The 15040-nt window shown below is 70.9% G+C and carries 13 protein-coding genes and 1 riboswitch; of the genes, 1 reads left to right on the forward strand and 12 read right to left on the reverse strand.

Going from position 1 to position 15040, the window contains the following annotated elements; translation table 11 throughout:
* Positions 1-66 precede the first annotated feature (66 nt).
* The 8 genes from ABZ910_RS20715 to ABZ910_RS20750 all read right to left on the reverse strand — a co-directional run bounded on the left by ABZ910_RS20715 (position 67) and on the right by ABZ910_RS20750 (position 9161).
* A complete protein-coding gene (locus tag ABZ910_RS20715; protein WP_361366886.1) occupies positions 67-1356 on the reverse strand; it encodes a cyclopropane-fatty-acyl-phospholipid synthase family protein in 1290 nt (429 codons plus the stop codon).
* 203 nt (positions 1357-1559) lie between these two features.
* On the reverse strand, positions 1560-2951 hold the full coding sequence (locus ABZ910_RS20720; RefSeq protein ID WP_361366889.1) for an NAD(P)/FAD-dependent oxidoreductase: 1392 nt from the start codon (positions 2949-2951) through the stop codon (positions 1560-1562).
* A 447-nt stretch (positions 2952-3398) separates the two neighbouring features.
* Positions 3399-4340, reverse strand: coding sequence for a Ppx/GppA phosphatase family protein (locus ABZ910_RS20725; RefSeq protein WP_361366891.1), 942 nt, complete (start codon positions 4338-4340; stop codon positions 3399-3401).
* Entirely contained in the window at positions 4337-4906 is a 570-nt protein-coding gene (locus tag ABZ910_RS20730) for a DUF501 domain-containing protein (protein WP_361366894.1), read from the reverse strand. The genes ABZ910_RS20725 and ABZ910_RS20730 overlap by 4 nt, the downstream gene beginning before the upstream one ends.
* A gap of 38 nt (positions 4907-4944) precedes the next feature.
* Positions 4945-5421 carry a septum formation initiator family protein gene (locus ABZ910_RS20735; RefSeq protein WP_361366897.1) on the reverse strand — a complete coding sequence of 159 codons (477 nt, stop codon included), beginning with the start codon at positions 5419-5421 and terminating at the stop codon, positions 4945-4947.
* A 132-nt stretch (positions 5422-5553) separates the two neighbouring features.
* Positions 5554-6840, reverse strand: a complete 1287-nt coding sequence (gene eno / locus ABZ910_RS20740; protein ID WP_361366900.1) for a phosphopyruvate hydratase — start codon at positions 6838-6840, stop codon at positions 5554-5556.
* Between the two features lie 252 nt (positions 6841-7092).
* Entirely contained in the window at positions 7093-7794 is a 702-nt protein-coding gene (locus ABZ910_RS20745) for a transglycosylase family protein (RefSeq protein ID WP_361366903.1), read from the reverse strand.
* Positions 7795-7798: 4 nt separating this feature from the next.
* Positions 7799-7967: riboswitch (cyclic di-AMP (ydaO/yuaA leader) on the reverse strand.
* 183 nt (positions 7968-8150) lie between these two features.
* Complete coding sequence (locus ABZ910_RS20750; protein ID WP_361366906.1) at positions 8151-9161, reverse strand: transglycosylase family protein; 1011 nt, start codon at positions 9159-9161, stop codon at positions 8151-8153.
* A 243-nt stretch (positions 9162-9404) separates the two neighbouring features.
* Here ABZ910_RS20750 and ABZ910_RS20755 point away from each other — a divergent pair, with 243 nt between their 5' ends.
* A complete protein-coding gene (locus ABZ910_RS20755; RefSeq protein ID WP_361366908.1) occupies positions 9405-10643 on the forward strand; it encodes a cytochrome P450 in 1239 nt (412 codons plus the stop codon).
* A 40-nt stretch (positions 10644-10683) separates the two neighbouring features.
* Here the strand turns inward: ABZ910_RS20755 and ABZ910_RS20760 are convergent, their stop codons facing one another.
* The 4 genes from ABZ910_RS20760 to ABZ910_RS20775 all read right to left on the reverse strand — a co-directional run bounded on the left by ABZ910_RS20760 (position 10684) and on the right by ABZ910_RS20775 (position 15023).
* Positions 10684-11688, reverse strand: coding sequence for a nucleoside triphosphate pyrophosphohydrolase (locus ABZ910_RS20760; protein ID WP_361366910.1), 1005 nt, complete (start codon positions 11686-11688; stop codon positions 10684-10686).
* 136 nt (positions 11689-11824) lie between these two features.
* Positions 11825-12481 (reverse strand): SurA N-terminal domain-containing protein, encoded by a 657-nt coding sequence (locus tag ABZ910_RS20765; RefSeq protein ID WP_361366913.1) that lies wholly within the window; start codon positions 12479-12481, stop codon positions 11825-11827.
* Positions 12482-12623: 142 nt separating this feature from the next.
* On the reverse strand, positions 12624-13451 hold the full coding sequence (locus tag ABZ910_RS20770; RefSeq protein ID WP_361366916.1) for a glycoside hydrolase domain-containing protein: 828 nt from the start codon (positions 13449-13451) through the stop codon (positions 12624-12626).
* Positions 13452-13538: 87 nt separating this feature from the next.
* On the reverse strand, positions 13539-15023 hold the full coding sequence (locus tag ABZ910_RS20775) for a protein kinase (RefSeq protein ID WP_361367082.1): 1485 nt from the start codon (positions 15021-15023) through the stop codon (positions 13539-13541).
* Between the last annotated feature and the right edge of the window lie 17 nt (positions 15024-15040).

Raw genomic sequence — 15040 nt, forward strand, 5'->3', positions numbered from 1 at the left:
ACGAGCAGCCGTCGTGCGGAGGCCGGAGGCCCCGTTCCCGCCACGGGAACGGGGCCTCTTGCGGCTTCAGTTCCAGGTGCGGGCGCGCAGCGGCAGGCCGGAGTCGCCCGACTCGGGCGTCCGCACCGCGAGCACCTGGTTGACGCCGATGCGGTTGTGCTCGAAGGCGAGCGCGGAGGCCGCCATGTACAGGCGCCAGACGCGGGCGCGGCCGGGTCCGGCGAGCCGTACCGCGCGGTCCCAGTCGGCCTCCAGGCGGGTGACCCAGCGGCGCAGCGTGCGGGCGTAGTGCTCGCGGATCGACTCCACGTCGCGGACCTCGAACCCGGCGCGCTCCAGCTGGGTCACGGTGGTGCCGAGCGGGGCGAGCTCGCCGTCGGGGAAGACGTAGGAGTCGATGAACTCGTCCACGTGGTACGCCGTTTCGTCGCGCTGCGGGCGGCGGGCGATCTGGTGGTTGAGGAGCCGTCCGCCGGGCTTCAGCAGGGCGTACAGATCGGTCGCGTACTCCAGGTACCGTTCGGCGCCGACGTGTTCGGCCATTCCGATGGAGGAGATCGCGTCGTACGGGCCGTCGGACACGTCCCGGTAGTCCTGTACGCGGATCTCCACCCGGTCGGTGAGCCCCTCGTCGGCGACGCGCTTGCGGGCGTACGCCGCCTGCTCCTGGGACAGGGTGACGCCGACGACGTGCACACCGTGCTCCCGGGCCGCGTGGATGGCCATGGAACCCCAGCCGCAGCCGACGTCGAGGAGGCGCTGACCGGGGGTCAGTCCGAGCTTGCGGCAGACGAGTTCGAGCTTGTCGCGCTGGGCGGACTCCAGCGTCCCGGCGTCCTCCCAGTAGGCGCAGGAGTACACCATGGACGGGCCGAGGACGAGTGCGTAGAAGTCGTTGCCGACGTCGTAGTGGTGGCTGATGGCGCGCTTGTCGCTGCGCCGCGTGTGCAGATGGCGGCTCCTGCGGACCTCCTCGCGCGGCGGGGCGGGCGGGATCGGGGGCCCGGCCAGCGTGAGCAGCTCGCGGACGGCCGCGCGCGCCGCGGGGTCGCGCAGCACCCTCAGGGGAGTACGGCCGGTGTCCTCCCCGCGCTCCCACACCAGCCCCGCCATCAGGTCGAGGGCGGTGTAGAGGTCGCCGTCGATGCCCAGGTCACCGGAGACCCAGGCGCGGACCAGGCCCAGTTCGCCCGGCTTGAACAGCAGGCGGCGCAGGGCTCGCCGGTTGCGGAGGACCAGGGCCGGGGCGCCCGGCGGACCCGCCTCCGAACCGTCCCAGGCGCGGACGCGCACCGGGAGCGGGACCCCCAGCAACTGCTCGGCAAGACTCGTCAGCCGCGACGCGTCTTCGGCCATGGCGCACACCTCCATGAAAGGAATCGGCCCACAGGATCCGGTCATTCGGTAAACGATCGTGCCTGCCCAGGTCATTCCCCGCCGTACGCCCCGCCGTACATCGGATACGGCACATACCGAGCCGTCCCCCCGAAACACGCCGAAGGGGCCGCCCGCACCACGGATGGCGGGCGGCCCCTTCGGGCTGTGCAAGTGACCTGAGGTCAGGAGGCCTTGGCCTTGGCCCCGGCCTTGTCGGCGGCGGGCGCGGCGGCGACCGGCGTCGGCTTGGCGGCCTCGTAGAACTCCTCGCGCGGGTTCTCCATGGCGCCCAGCGACACGACCTCGCGCTTGAGGAACATGCTGAGCGTCCAGTCGGCGAAGATGCGGATCTTGCGGTTCCAGGTCGGCATGGCCAGACCGTGGTAGCCACGGTGCATGTACCAGGCCAGCCGGCCCTTGACCTTGATCTTCGTCTTGCCCAGGACGATCATCGCGACGCCCTTGTGCAGCCCGAGACCGGCCACCGCACCCTTGTTGGCGTGCTCGTACTCCTTCTGCGGGAAGCCCCGCATGCCGGCGATGACGTTGTCGCCGAGCACCTTGGCCTGACGGAGCGCGTGCTGCGCGTTCGGCGGGCACCAGGCGTTCTCGTTGCCCGCCTTGCGGCCGACGAGGTCGGGCACCTGGGCGTTGTCGCCCGCGGCCCAGATGTAGTCGCTGTCGCGGACCTGGAGCGTGGGCTCGCAGTCGACGTGACCGCGCGGGCCGAGCGGCAGACCGAAGCGGGACAGCGCCGGGTTGGGCTTGACGCCCGCCGTCCACACGATCGTGTCGGAGTCGACCTCGAGGCCGTTCTTGAGCACGACGTGGCCGTCGACGCAGGAGTCCATGGAGGTGGAGAGGTAGATCTCGACCCCGCGGCTCTCCAGGTGCTCCTTGCCGTACTGGCCGAGCTTGGGGCCGACTTCGGGGAGGATCTTGTCCGCGGCGTCGACGAGGATGAAGCGCATGTCGTCGCGGGACACGTTCTTGTAGTACTTGGCCGCATCGCGCGCCATGTCCTCGACCTCACCGATGGTCTCCGCACCCGCGAAGCCACCGCCGACGAAGACGAACGTGAGGGCCTTGCGGCGGATGTCCTCGTCGGTCGTCGAGTCGGCCTTGTCGAGCTGCTCGAGGACGTGGTTGCGCAGGCCGATGGACTCCTCGATGCCCTTCATGCCGATGCCCTGTTCGGCGAGGCCGGGGATCGGGAAGGTGCGGGAGACGGCGCCCAGCGCGACGACCAGGTAGTCGAAGGGCAGCTCGTACGCCTCGCCGACCAGCGGGGCGATGGTGGCGACCTTGCGGTCCTGGTCGATGGTGGTGACCCGGCCGGTGAGGACCTCCGCCTTCGGCAGCACGCGTCGCAGCGGGACGACGACATGGCGAGGGGAGATGTTGCCGGCGGCGGCTTCGGGGAGGAAGGGCTGGTAGGTCATGTACGACCGCGGGTCGACGACCGTGACGGTCGCCTCGCCGTAGCGCATCTTCTTGAGGATGCGCCGAGCCGCGTACAGGCCTACGTACCCACCGCCTACTACGAGGATCCTGGGACGCTCCGTGGTGCTCATGCCATCGAGTATCCACCCGGTCCTGAGGGGTCGCTCGTGCGCCCCTTCACAAGCATGGGTACACCCTGTGTTAAACTCCGCGGCTCACGTGACCCAGATCATGCCGACGACAGGGAACCAACACGTCGAATACGCCATTGCCAATGGCCCCTGAGCTGCCCATCCATCGGATCGGGCCTCCCGCAGGGCCCCCTGACGGACCCTCGTCGACACCCTCCCGAAGCACCCCCGAAACGCTCTCCTGAGCACCCCCTCAAGGCCATTGAGCCCCCCTATGGGTCAATCGGCGGCTCCGATCGCCCAACGCGGCCGAATTCCTTGTGAAGAACTTCACGAAGGTTTCCGACGAGGTGTCACCAGCGGCGCTCTGAAAGCCGTCGGCCGGCGGCGAATCGGGTTCGCCGCCGGCCGACGGTTCAAGGGTCGAGGCCCTGTTCGGCTGCCTGTTCAGGCCACCGACCAGGCGATGCCGTCGAGGATGTCGTGCTCGCTCACGACGACCTCCTCGGCGCCGATCCGCTCCATGATGGCGAGCAGGACGAGGGCGCCCGCGCCGATGACGTCGACGCGGCCGGCGTGCATGGACGGGACGGCCGCCCGCTCGGCGTGCGTGGAGTGCAGCAGCCACTCGGTGATCTCGCGGACGCGGTCGTGGGAGATCCGGGAGTGGTGGATGCGGGTGGAGTCGTACTCGGGCAGCTCCTGCGCGATCGCGGAGACCGTGGTGACCGACCCGGCGAGGCCCACCAGCGTGTGCGCCTCGCGCAGCGGCACGGTCTCCTCGGCGAGGTCCAGGGCGGCCTCGATGTCGGCCCTTATCGCGGCGATCTGCTCCTCGGTGGGCGGATCGGAGACGACGCCCTCGTGCACCAGGTGCCGCTCGGTCATCCGCACACAGCCGACGTCGACGGAGCGCGCGGCGCGCACATGGTCGTCGCCGACGACGAACTCGGTCGAGCCGCCGCCGATGTCCACCACCAGGTAGGGCTTGGTCAGGTCGTCCCTGCCCGCCAACTCCTTGGTGGCGCCGGTGAAGGAGAACTCGGCCTCCCGGTCGCCGGTGATGACCTCGGGCTCGACGCCGAGGATGTCGAGCACGCCCCGCACGAAGTCGTCGCGGTTCTCGGCGTCCCGGGAGGCGGAGGTGGCCGCGAAACGGAGCCGCTCGGCGCCGAGTTCCTTGATGACCTGCGCGTACTCACGGCAGGCCGCGAAGGTCCGCTCCAGCGCCTCGGGGGCGAGCCGTCCGGTGCGGTCGACGCCCTGTCCGAGCCGCACAATGGTCATCCGCCGGTCCAGCTCGACGAGCTCGCCGGTCTCCGGCTCCACGTCGGCGACCAGCAGCCGGATCGAGTTCGTACCGCAGTCGATGGCGGCGACACGGGTCACTGGGCGTCCTCCTCAGCGGCGGTGGTGGTGGTGTCGGTGCAGGCGTCGTCCGAAGCGAGCGTCACGCAGGCGCCCTTGCGCCACCACTCCGGCAGCATCGCGAGGGCCTCGTCACCGAGGGGGTTCACCCCCGGGCCCGCGGCCAGCGAGTGGGCGACGAGCACGTGCAGGCACTTCACCCGGTCCGGCATGCCGCCGGCGCTCGGGAAGCCCTTCAGCTCCTCGATCTCGTCGCGGCGCCGGATGTAGTCCTCGTGCGCGGCGCGGTAGGCGGCGGCCAGCTCGGGGTCGTTCTGCAGCCGTTCCGTCATCTCCTTCATGACGCCCCCGGCCTCCAGCGTGCCGATGGCCGAGTTGGCCTTCGGGCACGTCAGGTAGTACAGCGTCGGGAAGGGCGTGCCGTCGGGCAGCCGCGGGGCCGTCTCCACGACGTCCGGCTGCCCGCACGGGCACCGGTGCGCGATCGCCCGCAGCCCGCGCGGCGGACGGCCGAGCTGCTGCTTGAAGGCCTCGACGTCCGCGTCGGTGGGCTCGGTGCGCGGAGTGGGCGGCGGAGGCGTTTCCATGACTGTCTTCAGGCTGTCTTTCTCTGGGTCTGTCGGTGTCACTGGTCGGAGGCGTCGGACTTGTCGACCCCGTCCCAGACGTTGGCGTACCAGGGGCGGTCGGTGGCTCCCAGGTCGGTGCGCGCCTTCCTGGCCGTGCTCGGGTCGATCACGACGTAACCGGTCTCGCCGGGCATCACATAGTGCAGCCGCTGCCGGATCTGCTGCTCCGCGTACGCGTCGTCCTGCCACCGCGCCTTGAGGTCGCGCAGCTGCTCGACCCGCTCCTGGGCCTGCTGCCGCTGCCGCTGGAGGTCTGCGATCTCGGCCCGCTGCGACACATACTGCCGCATCGGATAGGCCAGGGCGACGATCAGCGAGCACAGGACGAGCGCCAGCAGCGCCGCACGGCCGGTGAGCCGGGAGCGGCGGGCCTGGCGCTTGGTCTGGGAGCGGTAGACGCGGGCCGCCGTCTGCTCACCGAGCAGCCGCAGCCTGGTCGCGGTGGAGAACCGGTCCCGGTCCTTCACGCCCATGTTCCCCGCCTCCCGTGTCACGCGCGTACGTCCCCGCACACGGTACGGGACCGGTACGGGGACGTACGTACGACTGGCGAAGCCTTACGCCTGGTTTGGTCAGCCGCTGGATCAGCGGCCGTGCGGGAAGGCTCAGCCCTTGAAGCGCGGGAAGGCGCTGCGGCCGGCGTACACCGCGGCGTCGTCGAGGATCTCCTCGATGCGCAGCAGCTGGTTGTACTTGGCGACGCGGTCCGAGCGGGCCGGGGCGCCGGTCTTGATCTGGCCGCAGTTCACCGCGACGGCCAGGTCGGCGATGGTGACGTCCTCGGTCTCGCCGGAGCGGTGGGACATCATGCACTTGAAGCCGTTGCGCTGGGCCAGCTCGACGGCGTCCAGGGTCTCGGTCAGCGAGCCGATCTGGTTGACCTTGACGAGCAGCGCGTTGGCGGAGCCCTCCTCGATGCCGCGGGCCAGGCGCTCGGGGTTGGTGACGAAGAGGTCGTCGCCGACGATCTGGACCTTGTCGCCCAGCTTCTCGGTGATGACGTTCCAGCCGGCCCAGTCGTCCTCGAACAGCGGGTCCTCGATGGAGACGAGCGGGTAGTCCGCGACGAGCTGCTCGTAGTACTCCGTCATCTCGGCGGCGGAGCGCTCCTTGCCCTCGAAGAGGTACTTGCCGTCCTTGTAGAACTCGGAGGCGGCCACGTCGAGCGCGAGGGCGATCTGCTCACCGGGGACGTACCCGGCCTGCTTGATGGCCTCGAGGATGAGGTCGAGGGCCTCGCGGTTGGAGCCGAGGTTCGGGGCGAAGCCGCCCTCGTCACCGAGGCCGGTGGACAGACCCTTGGTCTTCAGGACCTTCTTCAGCGTGTGGTAGACCTCGGCGCCCCAGCGCAGGGCCTCGGAGAAGGACTCCGCGCCGATCGGGGCGATCATGAACTCCTGGATGTCCACGTTGGAGTCGGCGTGCGAGCCGCCGTTCAGGATGTTCATCATCGGCACCGGCAGGAGGTGCGCGTTCGGGCCGCCCAGGTAGCGGAACAGCGGGAGGTCGCTGGCCTCGGAGGCGGCGTGCGCGACGGCGAGGGAGACGCCCAGGATGGCGTTGGCGCCGAGCGAGCCCTTGTTGTCGGTGGCGTCCAGGTCGAACATCGCCTGGTCGATCAGGCGCTGCTCGGTGGCGTCGTAGCCGACGAGCTCCGGGCCGATCTGCTCGATCACGGCGAGGACGGCCTTCTCGACGCCCTTGCCCTGGTAGCGGTTGGGGTCACCGTCGCGGAGCTCGATGGCCTCGAAGGCGCCGGTGGAGGCGCCGGACGGAACGGCGGCACGACCCGTGCTGCCGTCGTCGAGGCCGACCTCGACCTCGACCGTGGGGTTGCCTCGGGAGTCCAGGATTTCCCGGGCTACGACGACGTCGATGGACGGCACGAGCATCTCCTTCTTGGATGTGACGCTGAAAGTGCGGGGCACATGGGCCGTGTCGGCCCTGGCTGTGCCTTGCGACTAGAGCCTAACCGCCCGGGGGTCCCGGTCGGCCGACCGACCGCCCCATGGACACGACGGCGACCGTACATATTGTTTCTGGGCGGAACAAAGGGGGGGCTGAAAGAAGCCCGGAAAGCCCCCGCCCCGGCGCGTACGGGGGAAAACGCGCCGGGGCGGGGAGTCTGAGGGGCCGCCTGCTCCTTACTTCAGGTGCAGCTGCTGGCCCGGGTAGATGAGGTTCGCGTCCTCGATGATGTCCTTGTTCAGCTCGAACAGCTTCTTCCAGCCGCCCTCGACCTTGTGCTTCTCGGCGATCGAGCCGAGGGTGTCGCCCTTGACGACCTTGTACTCGCCGTCGCCCTTCTTGACCTTCTTGCCGGTCGGGGTGGTGACGGTCTTGCTCGCGGCCGGGCGGTCGGTGGAGCGGGTGGCCGCCTGCGGCTCACTGGCGTGGGCGGTGGCGGTGGTGTCCGTGCTGCCGGTGCTCGTGCTGCCGGAGGAGGAGGAGGAGGCGGTGCCACCGCTGTACGGGGTGCTGGTCAGACCCGTGCCGCAGTTCGGCCAGGCGCCCTTGCCCTGGGCGGCGAGGACCTTCTCGCCGATCTCGATCTGCTGGGCCTTGGTGGCCTTGTCGGCGGTGGCGGCGTACTGCGTGCCGCCGTACGCGGCCCAGGTGGAGGCGGAGAACTGCAGACCGCCGTAGAAGCCGTTGCCGGTGTTGATGGACCAGTTGCCGCCGGCCTCGCACTGGGCGACGGCGTCCCACTGGGAGGCGGTGGCGGCGGAGGCGTTGCCGGACGCCATCAGCGGGGCGGCGACAGCGGCGCCGGCGACACCGGCGAGCGCGAGAGCGCGGGTGGCCTTGGACGGACGGCGGTGCGTGCCCTTGCTGGAAAACAGCATGGATCGATCCCCTCACCGACGCCTGCGAGGTGAGCTGTCGGGTTCGGGCCGGTTGAGTTGCCCGGCCACGTCCCTCGCGGGACATGGCTTCACCCCAAGCCGGTCGCGGCATCAACTGCCGGTTCCGGCACTTACCTTGGGTCCCCCGCTCCTGCCTACGGCGCTTGACGCGTCGACTGTTCCCGTACGGCCGCTGGCAGGACTCGGCGTAGCGGCAGCCGGGGCTCGTGGTGACGAGCGGACTTGACCGTAGGCACGCGATCCGCGGAATTCCAAAGACGATCAGGGCTTCTGAGAGTCATCCCACACTTTCGCCAAACGGGACATTTGGCGACGAAGCGGGGCGCCAACTCCCGCTACTTCGCACCCTTTTCGCCACCGATGTGGAGGGTCTGACCGGCGGCGATCCGGTTCGGGTCGGAACCGACGGCCTTCTTGTTGGCGCCGTACAGCGCCCGCCATCCGCCGTCCACGTCAAGGGAGTCGGCGATGGAGGCGAGAGTGTCGCCCGCCTGGACGGTGTAGGCGTGCCGCGCGGAGGAGTCGGCGGAGTCACCACTCGCCCGGTTCGCCCCATTTTCGTCCGCACTGTCGCCCCGATGGCGACCGCCGCCACCGATCGCCCCGGTGTCGACCAGACTCCAAGAGCTACCGCTCTGCCATTCGTTGTCCGAATCGTCGGCTTCAGGGCTCGCCGTGTGCGAGCTGCCGTCGTTCCATGCGCCACTGGAACCGGCCGGTGCGGACTTCCCGGTCTCGACAGGGCCGCCGGAGCCGGTGGAACCGCTCTCGGCGCCGGCACCCGCGTCGGCATCCGTCGACGGGGACGCGGACGACGCGGACGACGAGCCCTCGGACGAGGAGCCGGACGAAGACCCGCCCGACGTCAACGCGCCGATCAGACCGGACGAGCCGTGCCCACCCGAGGAGCCGGAGCCGGAATGGGACGAACCGCCCCCGGAGACGCCGGTGTCGACATGGACCGACCCCGACTTGCTGCTGAGCCCGGCGAGCAGGGCGCACGTGGCCCAGTGGCCCGTCCCCTGGTCGGCGAGCATCTTCTCGGCGACGGCTATCTGCTGTGAACGGCTGGCCTCGTCGGGGCTCGAGGCGTAGTGGCCACCGCCGTACTTGTCCCAGTCCTCCTGGGAGATCTGCAGACCGCCGTAGTACCCGTTGCCGGTGCTGGCGCTCCAGGAACCCCCGCTCTCGCACTCGGCCACCCGGTCCCACGTGGTGCCGTCTGCCGCGTTCGCGCTGGCCGCACCCAGAAGCGGGAGGGCGAGGGCGGAGCCGGTCACTCCGGCCGCGACGAGGACAGCCGGTGCCTGACGAGGGCGACGGTGACGACCGTTCCCGGAGATCATGCGGAAGCCTTTCGTGCGACAGCAGTGCCCGGCGCCACGAGTGAAGCGGAGACGCCGTGTTGACGAGTGAACGTATCGGCAGACGATCGCCCGTCACAAGTCAATCCCGCGCGGATCACGTGAAGATCACAGCGCTCACCCATAATTGCTCGCCAGTCGCCTTTATCCGGATACCGCGGGCTCATTCGCCTCCCCGTCCCGGCGCCCGCGCGCGCACGCACCGGCTCCGGTTACGGTCGTTCCGTGAACGGCCCGAACACCGCCCCCGAACTCTTCACCTGGGAGTTCGCCAGCGATCCCTACCCCGCCTACGCCTGGCTGCGCGAGCACGCCCCGGTCCACCGGACCACGCTGCCCAGCGGCGTCGAGGCATGGCTGGTGACCCGGTACGCCGACGCGCGCCAGGCCCTCGCGGACAAGCGGCTGTCGAAGAACCCCGAGCATCACGCCGAGGACGCGCACGGCAAGCACAAGACCGGCATCCCGGGCGAGCGCAGCGCCAACCTCATGACGCATCTGCTCAACATCGACCCGCCGGACCACACCCGGCTGCGCCGGCTCGTGTCCAAGGCGTTCACCCCGCGCCGGGTGGCGGAATTCACGCCCCGCGTGCAGGAGTTGACGGACGACCTCATCGACCGGTTCGCCTCCCGCGGCGAGGCCGATCTCATCCACGAGTTCGCCTTCCCCCTCCCCATCTACGCGATCTGCGACCTGCTCGGCGTCCCGCGCGAGGACCAGGACGACTTCCGTGACTGGGCGGGCATGATGATCCGGCATGGGGGCGGCCCGCGCGGCGGTGTCGCCCGCTCGGTCAAGAAGATCCGCGGCTACCTCGCCGACCTCATCCACCGCAAGCGCGGCGACCTCGGCGACGACCTCATCTCCGGCCTCATCCGCGCCTCCGACCACGGCGAGCACCTCACCGAGAACGAGGCCGCCGCGATGTGCTTCGTGCTGCTGTTCGCCGGTTTCGAGACCACGATCAACCTCATCGGCAACGGCATGTACGCGCTCCTGCGCCACCCCGAGCAGCGCGCCCGCCTCCAGGAGTCCGTCGAGCGCGGCGAGTCGGAGCTGCTCGACACCGGCATCGAGGAGCTGCTCCGCTACGACGGCCCCGTGGAGCTGGCCACGTGGCGCTTCGCCACCGAACCCCTCACCATCGGCGGGCAGCGCATCGCCACCGGCGACCCCGTGCTGGTCGTCCTCGCCGCCGCCGACCGCGACCCCGCCCGCTTCACCGAGCCGGACACGCTCGACCTCTCCCGCGCCGACAATCCCCACCTCGGCTACGGCCACGGCATCCACTACTGCCTCGGCGCACCCCTGGCCCGCCTGGAGGGCCGCACCGCCCTCGCGACCCTGCTGCGCCGCCTGCCCGACCTCCAGCTCGCGGCCGATCCCGCCGACCTGCGCTGGCGGGGCGGGCTGATCATGCGGGGGCTGCGGGAACTGCCGGTGCGGTTCACGGCGGTCTGAGGGGGTCCCCCTCCCCTCCCCCTCCCTCCCCTGTCTCAGCTCACTTCTTCTCCCCCTCCACCTCCCTGATCGCGTCCCGGTAGGTCCGCGCCGCCGCGCGCAGCGCCGCCTCCGGGTCCACGCCCGCCTCCTCGGCGCGGGCCGCCAGCGCGAGCAGTTCGTAGCCGATGCCCTCCCCGCGCGGCAGCGGCACGTCCAGTCCGGCCGTGCGGACACGGGAGGCGAGTTTCGTCGCGAGGGCGAGGCCGGGCTGGCCCAGCGGGACGCCGTCGGTCACCGAGGCGCGCTGCTTCTCCTCTGCCTTGGTGCGCAGCCAGTGCTCCTTGACGTCCTCCGGCGTCTCGGCCGTCTCCTCACCGAAGACGTGCGGGTGGCGGTGGATCAGCTTGGCGACGATGCCGCCCGCCACGTCGTCTATGGAGAACGGAGCGTCGGGGTCCTCCTCGGCGATTCGGGAGTGGAAGACGACCTGGAGCAGGACGTCGCCCAGTTCCTCCCTCAGCTCCGCCCGGTCGCCGGCCTCGATGGCCTCGACGAGTTCGTACGCCTCCTCGATGCCGTACTTCGCCAGGCCCTCGTGCGTCTGCCGGGACGACCAGGGGCACTCGGCGCGGATCCGGTCCATGACCTGGACGAGGTCGAGGAGCCGGGCGCCCGGCAGGTCGTAGGAGGCGGGGAGCAGCTCCAGCTCGGGCATCCGGACGCGGCCGGAACCGGCCATGCGGGCCAGGCCGTCCGTGAGGGCCGGTTCGCCCTCGCCCGTCGCCACGACCACCACCGTGCGCCCGCCGGCGCAGGCGTCGACCACCTCCTGGGCGGTGGGCGACGCCTCGTCCACCGTGATCCCGGCTTCGCGCAGATACGGCAGCTGCGGATGGGCGCCGTCCGCGCACAGCACCCGGTCCGCGGTGCGCAGCGCCTGCCAGGCGGGCCAGGACAGCAGGCCGGGGGCGACGCGGTGGCTGGTGGTGAGCAGGACGACCCGGCCGGTGGCGTGGTCCGGGCCCGGTTCCTGGGCGGCGTCTTCGTGGCTGGTGGTGTTCACGCTTCGAACGTAACCCACACCCGCGGCCGGCCTCGGGAGTTGTCCACAGCCTCGGGCCGATCATGTGACCGCAGCCGGACCGGCACCCGGCGTCGCCACCTACAGGCACGCCGACCGCCTGCCGGACGCCGGCTGCCTACCTGAACGCGGTCTGCTGCTGCATCCCGCCCGACGTGACGTCCCGTACCCACGGCGTCTTCGCGTCGACGCGGCTGCTCTTCTGCGCGTCCCAGGTGCCGTAGCGGGGGTTGAGGTCGATGTGCAGTTCACCGGACGCGGTGGACAGGGCCTTCCAGAAGGCGGGCTGGGTGGTGTCGGTGCCGAGCTTCTGCGCCAGTTTCTGGGCCTCGAGCTGGAGGCGGAGGTTGTCGTCGAGCAGCCGGGGGGCGACGCCGTACTTCTGCAGCCAGGTCGTCTCCAGGGCCTTGGCGCCGCCGGCCTGCTGCTCCAGGCCGGTGCGCATCGCCTGGATCTCCTTGCGGGTGACGCTGACGCCGTGGTCGCGCGCGGCGCGGTGCAGGACCCGGTCGAGGAGCATGTTGTGCAGGGTGTCGCGGGTGAGGCTGCTGGTGGAGGCGACGACCTGCTGGTACTGCGCCTCGTCCGGGACCACGGCCCGCTGCGCCCGGCGCACCTCGTTCACCCGTCCCTCCAGCTGGGCGACGGAGATCCGCTGCCCGCCGACGACGGCCGCGGCTCCCGGGTGCGCGTCGTTTCCGCAGGCGGTGAGCAGGGGTGCCGCGGCGGCGATCACGGCGGACAGGACGAGCGCGGTGCGACGGCGGCGGTGCAAGGAGGCCTCCCGAGGAGATTGTGCGACGGTGCACAAAGTCTTGCGATGATCGATAGTAGGGATTGGCCACGCTCTGGCCAACCCATTCGACCAACGATTCACGAGCACTTCGGGCACCGTCGCGCCGCCCGCCGGGGACGGTTCAGCCGGTGATGGCCACCGGGGCGTCCCACGCGTCGCGGTCCACGGTGATGGTGTAACCGCCCCGCGATTCCTTGCTGTTGACCATGTACTGGTGGGCGCGGCTGTGCGGGGTGAACTGGGTGGCGCCCCACGGCCAGTCGGTGGTCGTGGTGTTGGTCTTGTCCCACAGCGCGTACCAGAGGTTGCCCGGCAGGTCGGTCTTGTCGCTCGCGGTGGCGACGGCCTTGGCGCTGGAGCTGGTGAAGCCGTAGTAGCCGCTGCGGTACGTCTTCGCGCGCAGGGCCTTGTCGAAGGAGCGCACGTACGTCAGCACGGCGTTGTTGCACGACGTGTTCGTGGTGTCGTACGCCTCCATGTCGAGGTAGATCGGGCTGCCGGCCTTCATGCCGAGCGCCGACGCCTTGGCCACGGCGTCCGCCGCGTCCGTCGCGCCGAGGGAGGCGGCGGTGGAGGCGGTGAGCTTCTCCGGGTTGGAGCCGCTCTGGCAGGGCGGCTGGGCGCCGACGTAGATCGGGATGAGTTTCCAGCCGGTCGAGCTGACCGACTTCACCCAGGAGGCGGTGAGGTTGGCCTGGGCGCAGCCGCGGTTCTTGCCGCCGACGTAGACGGCGGCGGCGCCGTAGAAGCCGGTGTGCCAGGCCTTCATCGCGGCGAGCGAGGGCGCGGCGCAGGTGTCGAAGGCGCGTCCGGTGTACGTCCGCTGGGCGGGCCAGGTGGTGGCCGCCATGGAGGTCTGCGCGGCGATGCCGGCTCCGGCGACGACGGCGGCCCCGGCCACCGCCCACGTGAGGTGTCTGCGTTTCTTCGACTGCCGATGACTGGACATGAACTTCCCACCCCTGATCATGAGTTACTGCAGCAACCGCGGTGACCGCGACACATGCGGTTACCGCCTGGCGAAAACCACCGAATGCTACCCGCGCACCTGCCCGAGCCACTGCAGCGTCCGCCGGATCTCCGCGGCCAGCGGGTGGCCGGGGCCGTGCACGCGCTCCACGTCGAGGAGCAGCCGCGCGAGCGTGTCGTGCGCGGCGGGCCGGTCGCCGAGGGCGAGCAGCAGATGGCCGATGCGGCGGCGGACGTCGTGGGCGAGCTGCGGGTCGCCGAAGGCGTACTGGTTCTCGTAGTACGGCAGCAGCGCGCGGTACTCCGCGAGCGCCGCCGCCGGTTCGCCGAGCGCCTCCAGGCACTGGGCGGCGTCGTGCCGGAAGCGCAGGGACTGCGGGTCGGCCTGGCCGGCCTCGGCGGCGCGTTCGTCGGCGAGGCGGCGCAGTTCGGGCAGCGCACGCCGGTACTGGCCGTCGTCCATGAGTGTGGCCGCGTACTGCTTGCGCAGGGTGCGTACGACCGGGGAGTGCGCGCCGTGCTGGTCCGCCGCGGCGGGCAGGATCGCGCCGAGGATGTCGACGGCCTGGGTGATGCGGCCCTCGCCGAGGAGGCGCTTGACCTCGTCCACGGCGACGGCGACATCGGGCCGGTCGGGCACGGGGGCCACGGGTGCGGGCTGGGGCGCGGGCGTGCGCGCGCGGTCCGGCCAGGGGGCGTGCGGACGCAGGAAGGGGCGGGTGGGGTCGAGGGGCGCTCCGGTGGGCATCCCGCGCGCGGGCAGGAGCGGCGCCAGGTCCTCGTACACCTCCTGTGCGGACGCGGGACGGTGCTGCGGGTCCTTGGCGAGCAGGCGCAGGACGAGGGCTTCGAGCACCTCGGGGACCTCGGGGCGGACACGGCGTACGGGCAGCGGCGGCTCGTACAGGTGCCGGTGGAGCACGCCGAGCACCGTGGAGCCGGCGAACGGCACCTCACCGCTGAGCAGTTCGTGCAGCAGCACGCCGAGCGCGTACAGGTCGGTGTACGGGCCGACCGCGCCGCCCATCGCCTGCTCGGGCGCCATGTAGGCGGGCGAGCCGATGGGCGAGCCGGTGTGGGTCAGGCGGGTGGTGTCGGTGTCCATGACGGAGGCGACGCCGAGGTCGAGCACGGTGATCGTGCCGTCCTGCTTCACCATCACGTTCCGCGGCTTCAGGTCGCGGTGGATGATCGGCACGGCGTGCACGGCGCTCAGTACGGCGCACAGTTGCGCGGCGACCGCGACCGCCCACTGCCACGGGTACGGGTCGTGCTCGGCGAGATGGTCGGAGAGGTCGGCGCCGTCGACGTACTGCATGACGAGGAACAGTTCCTCGCCCTCGCTGCCCGCGTCGTGCACGGTCACCAGGCCGGGGTGGTCGACCTGCGCGGTCACCCGGCACTCGCGCACGAAGCGGCGGCGCAGCTCGTCGGCCTCCTGGCCGGCCACCTTGTCCGGGCGCAGCAGCTTCACCGCCACGCGCCGGTCGAGCCGCTGGTCGTACGCCGTCCAGACCTGGCCCATGCCGCCCTGCCCGATGAGGGTGGACAGCTCGTAACGGCCGGCGA

Source organism: Streptomyces sp. NPDC046805, assembly GCF_040645355.1.
Lineage (GTDB): Bacteria > Actinomycetota > Actinomycetes > Streptomycetales > Streptomycetaceae > Streptomyces.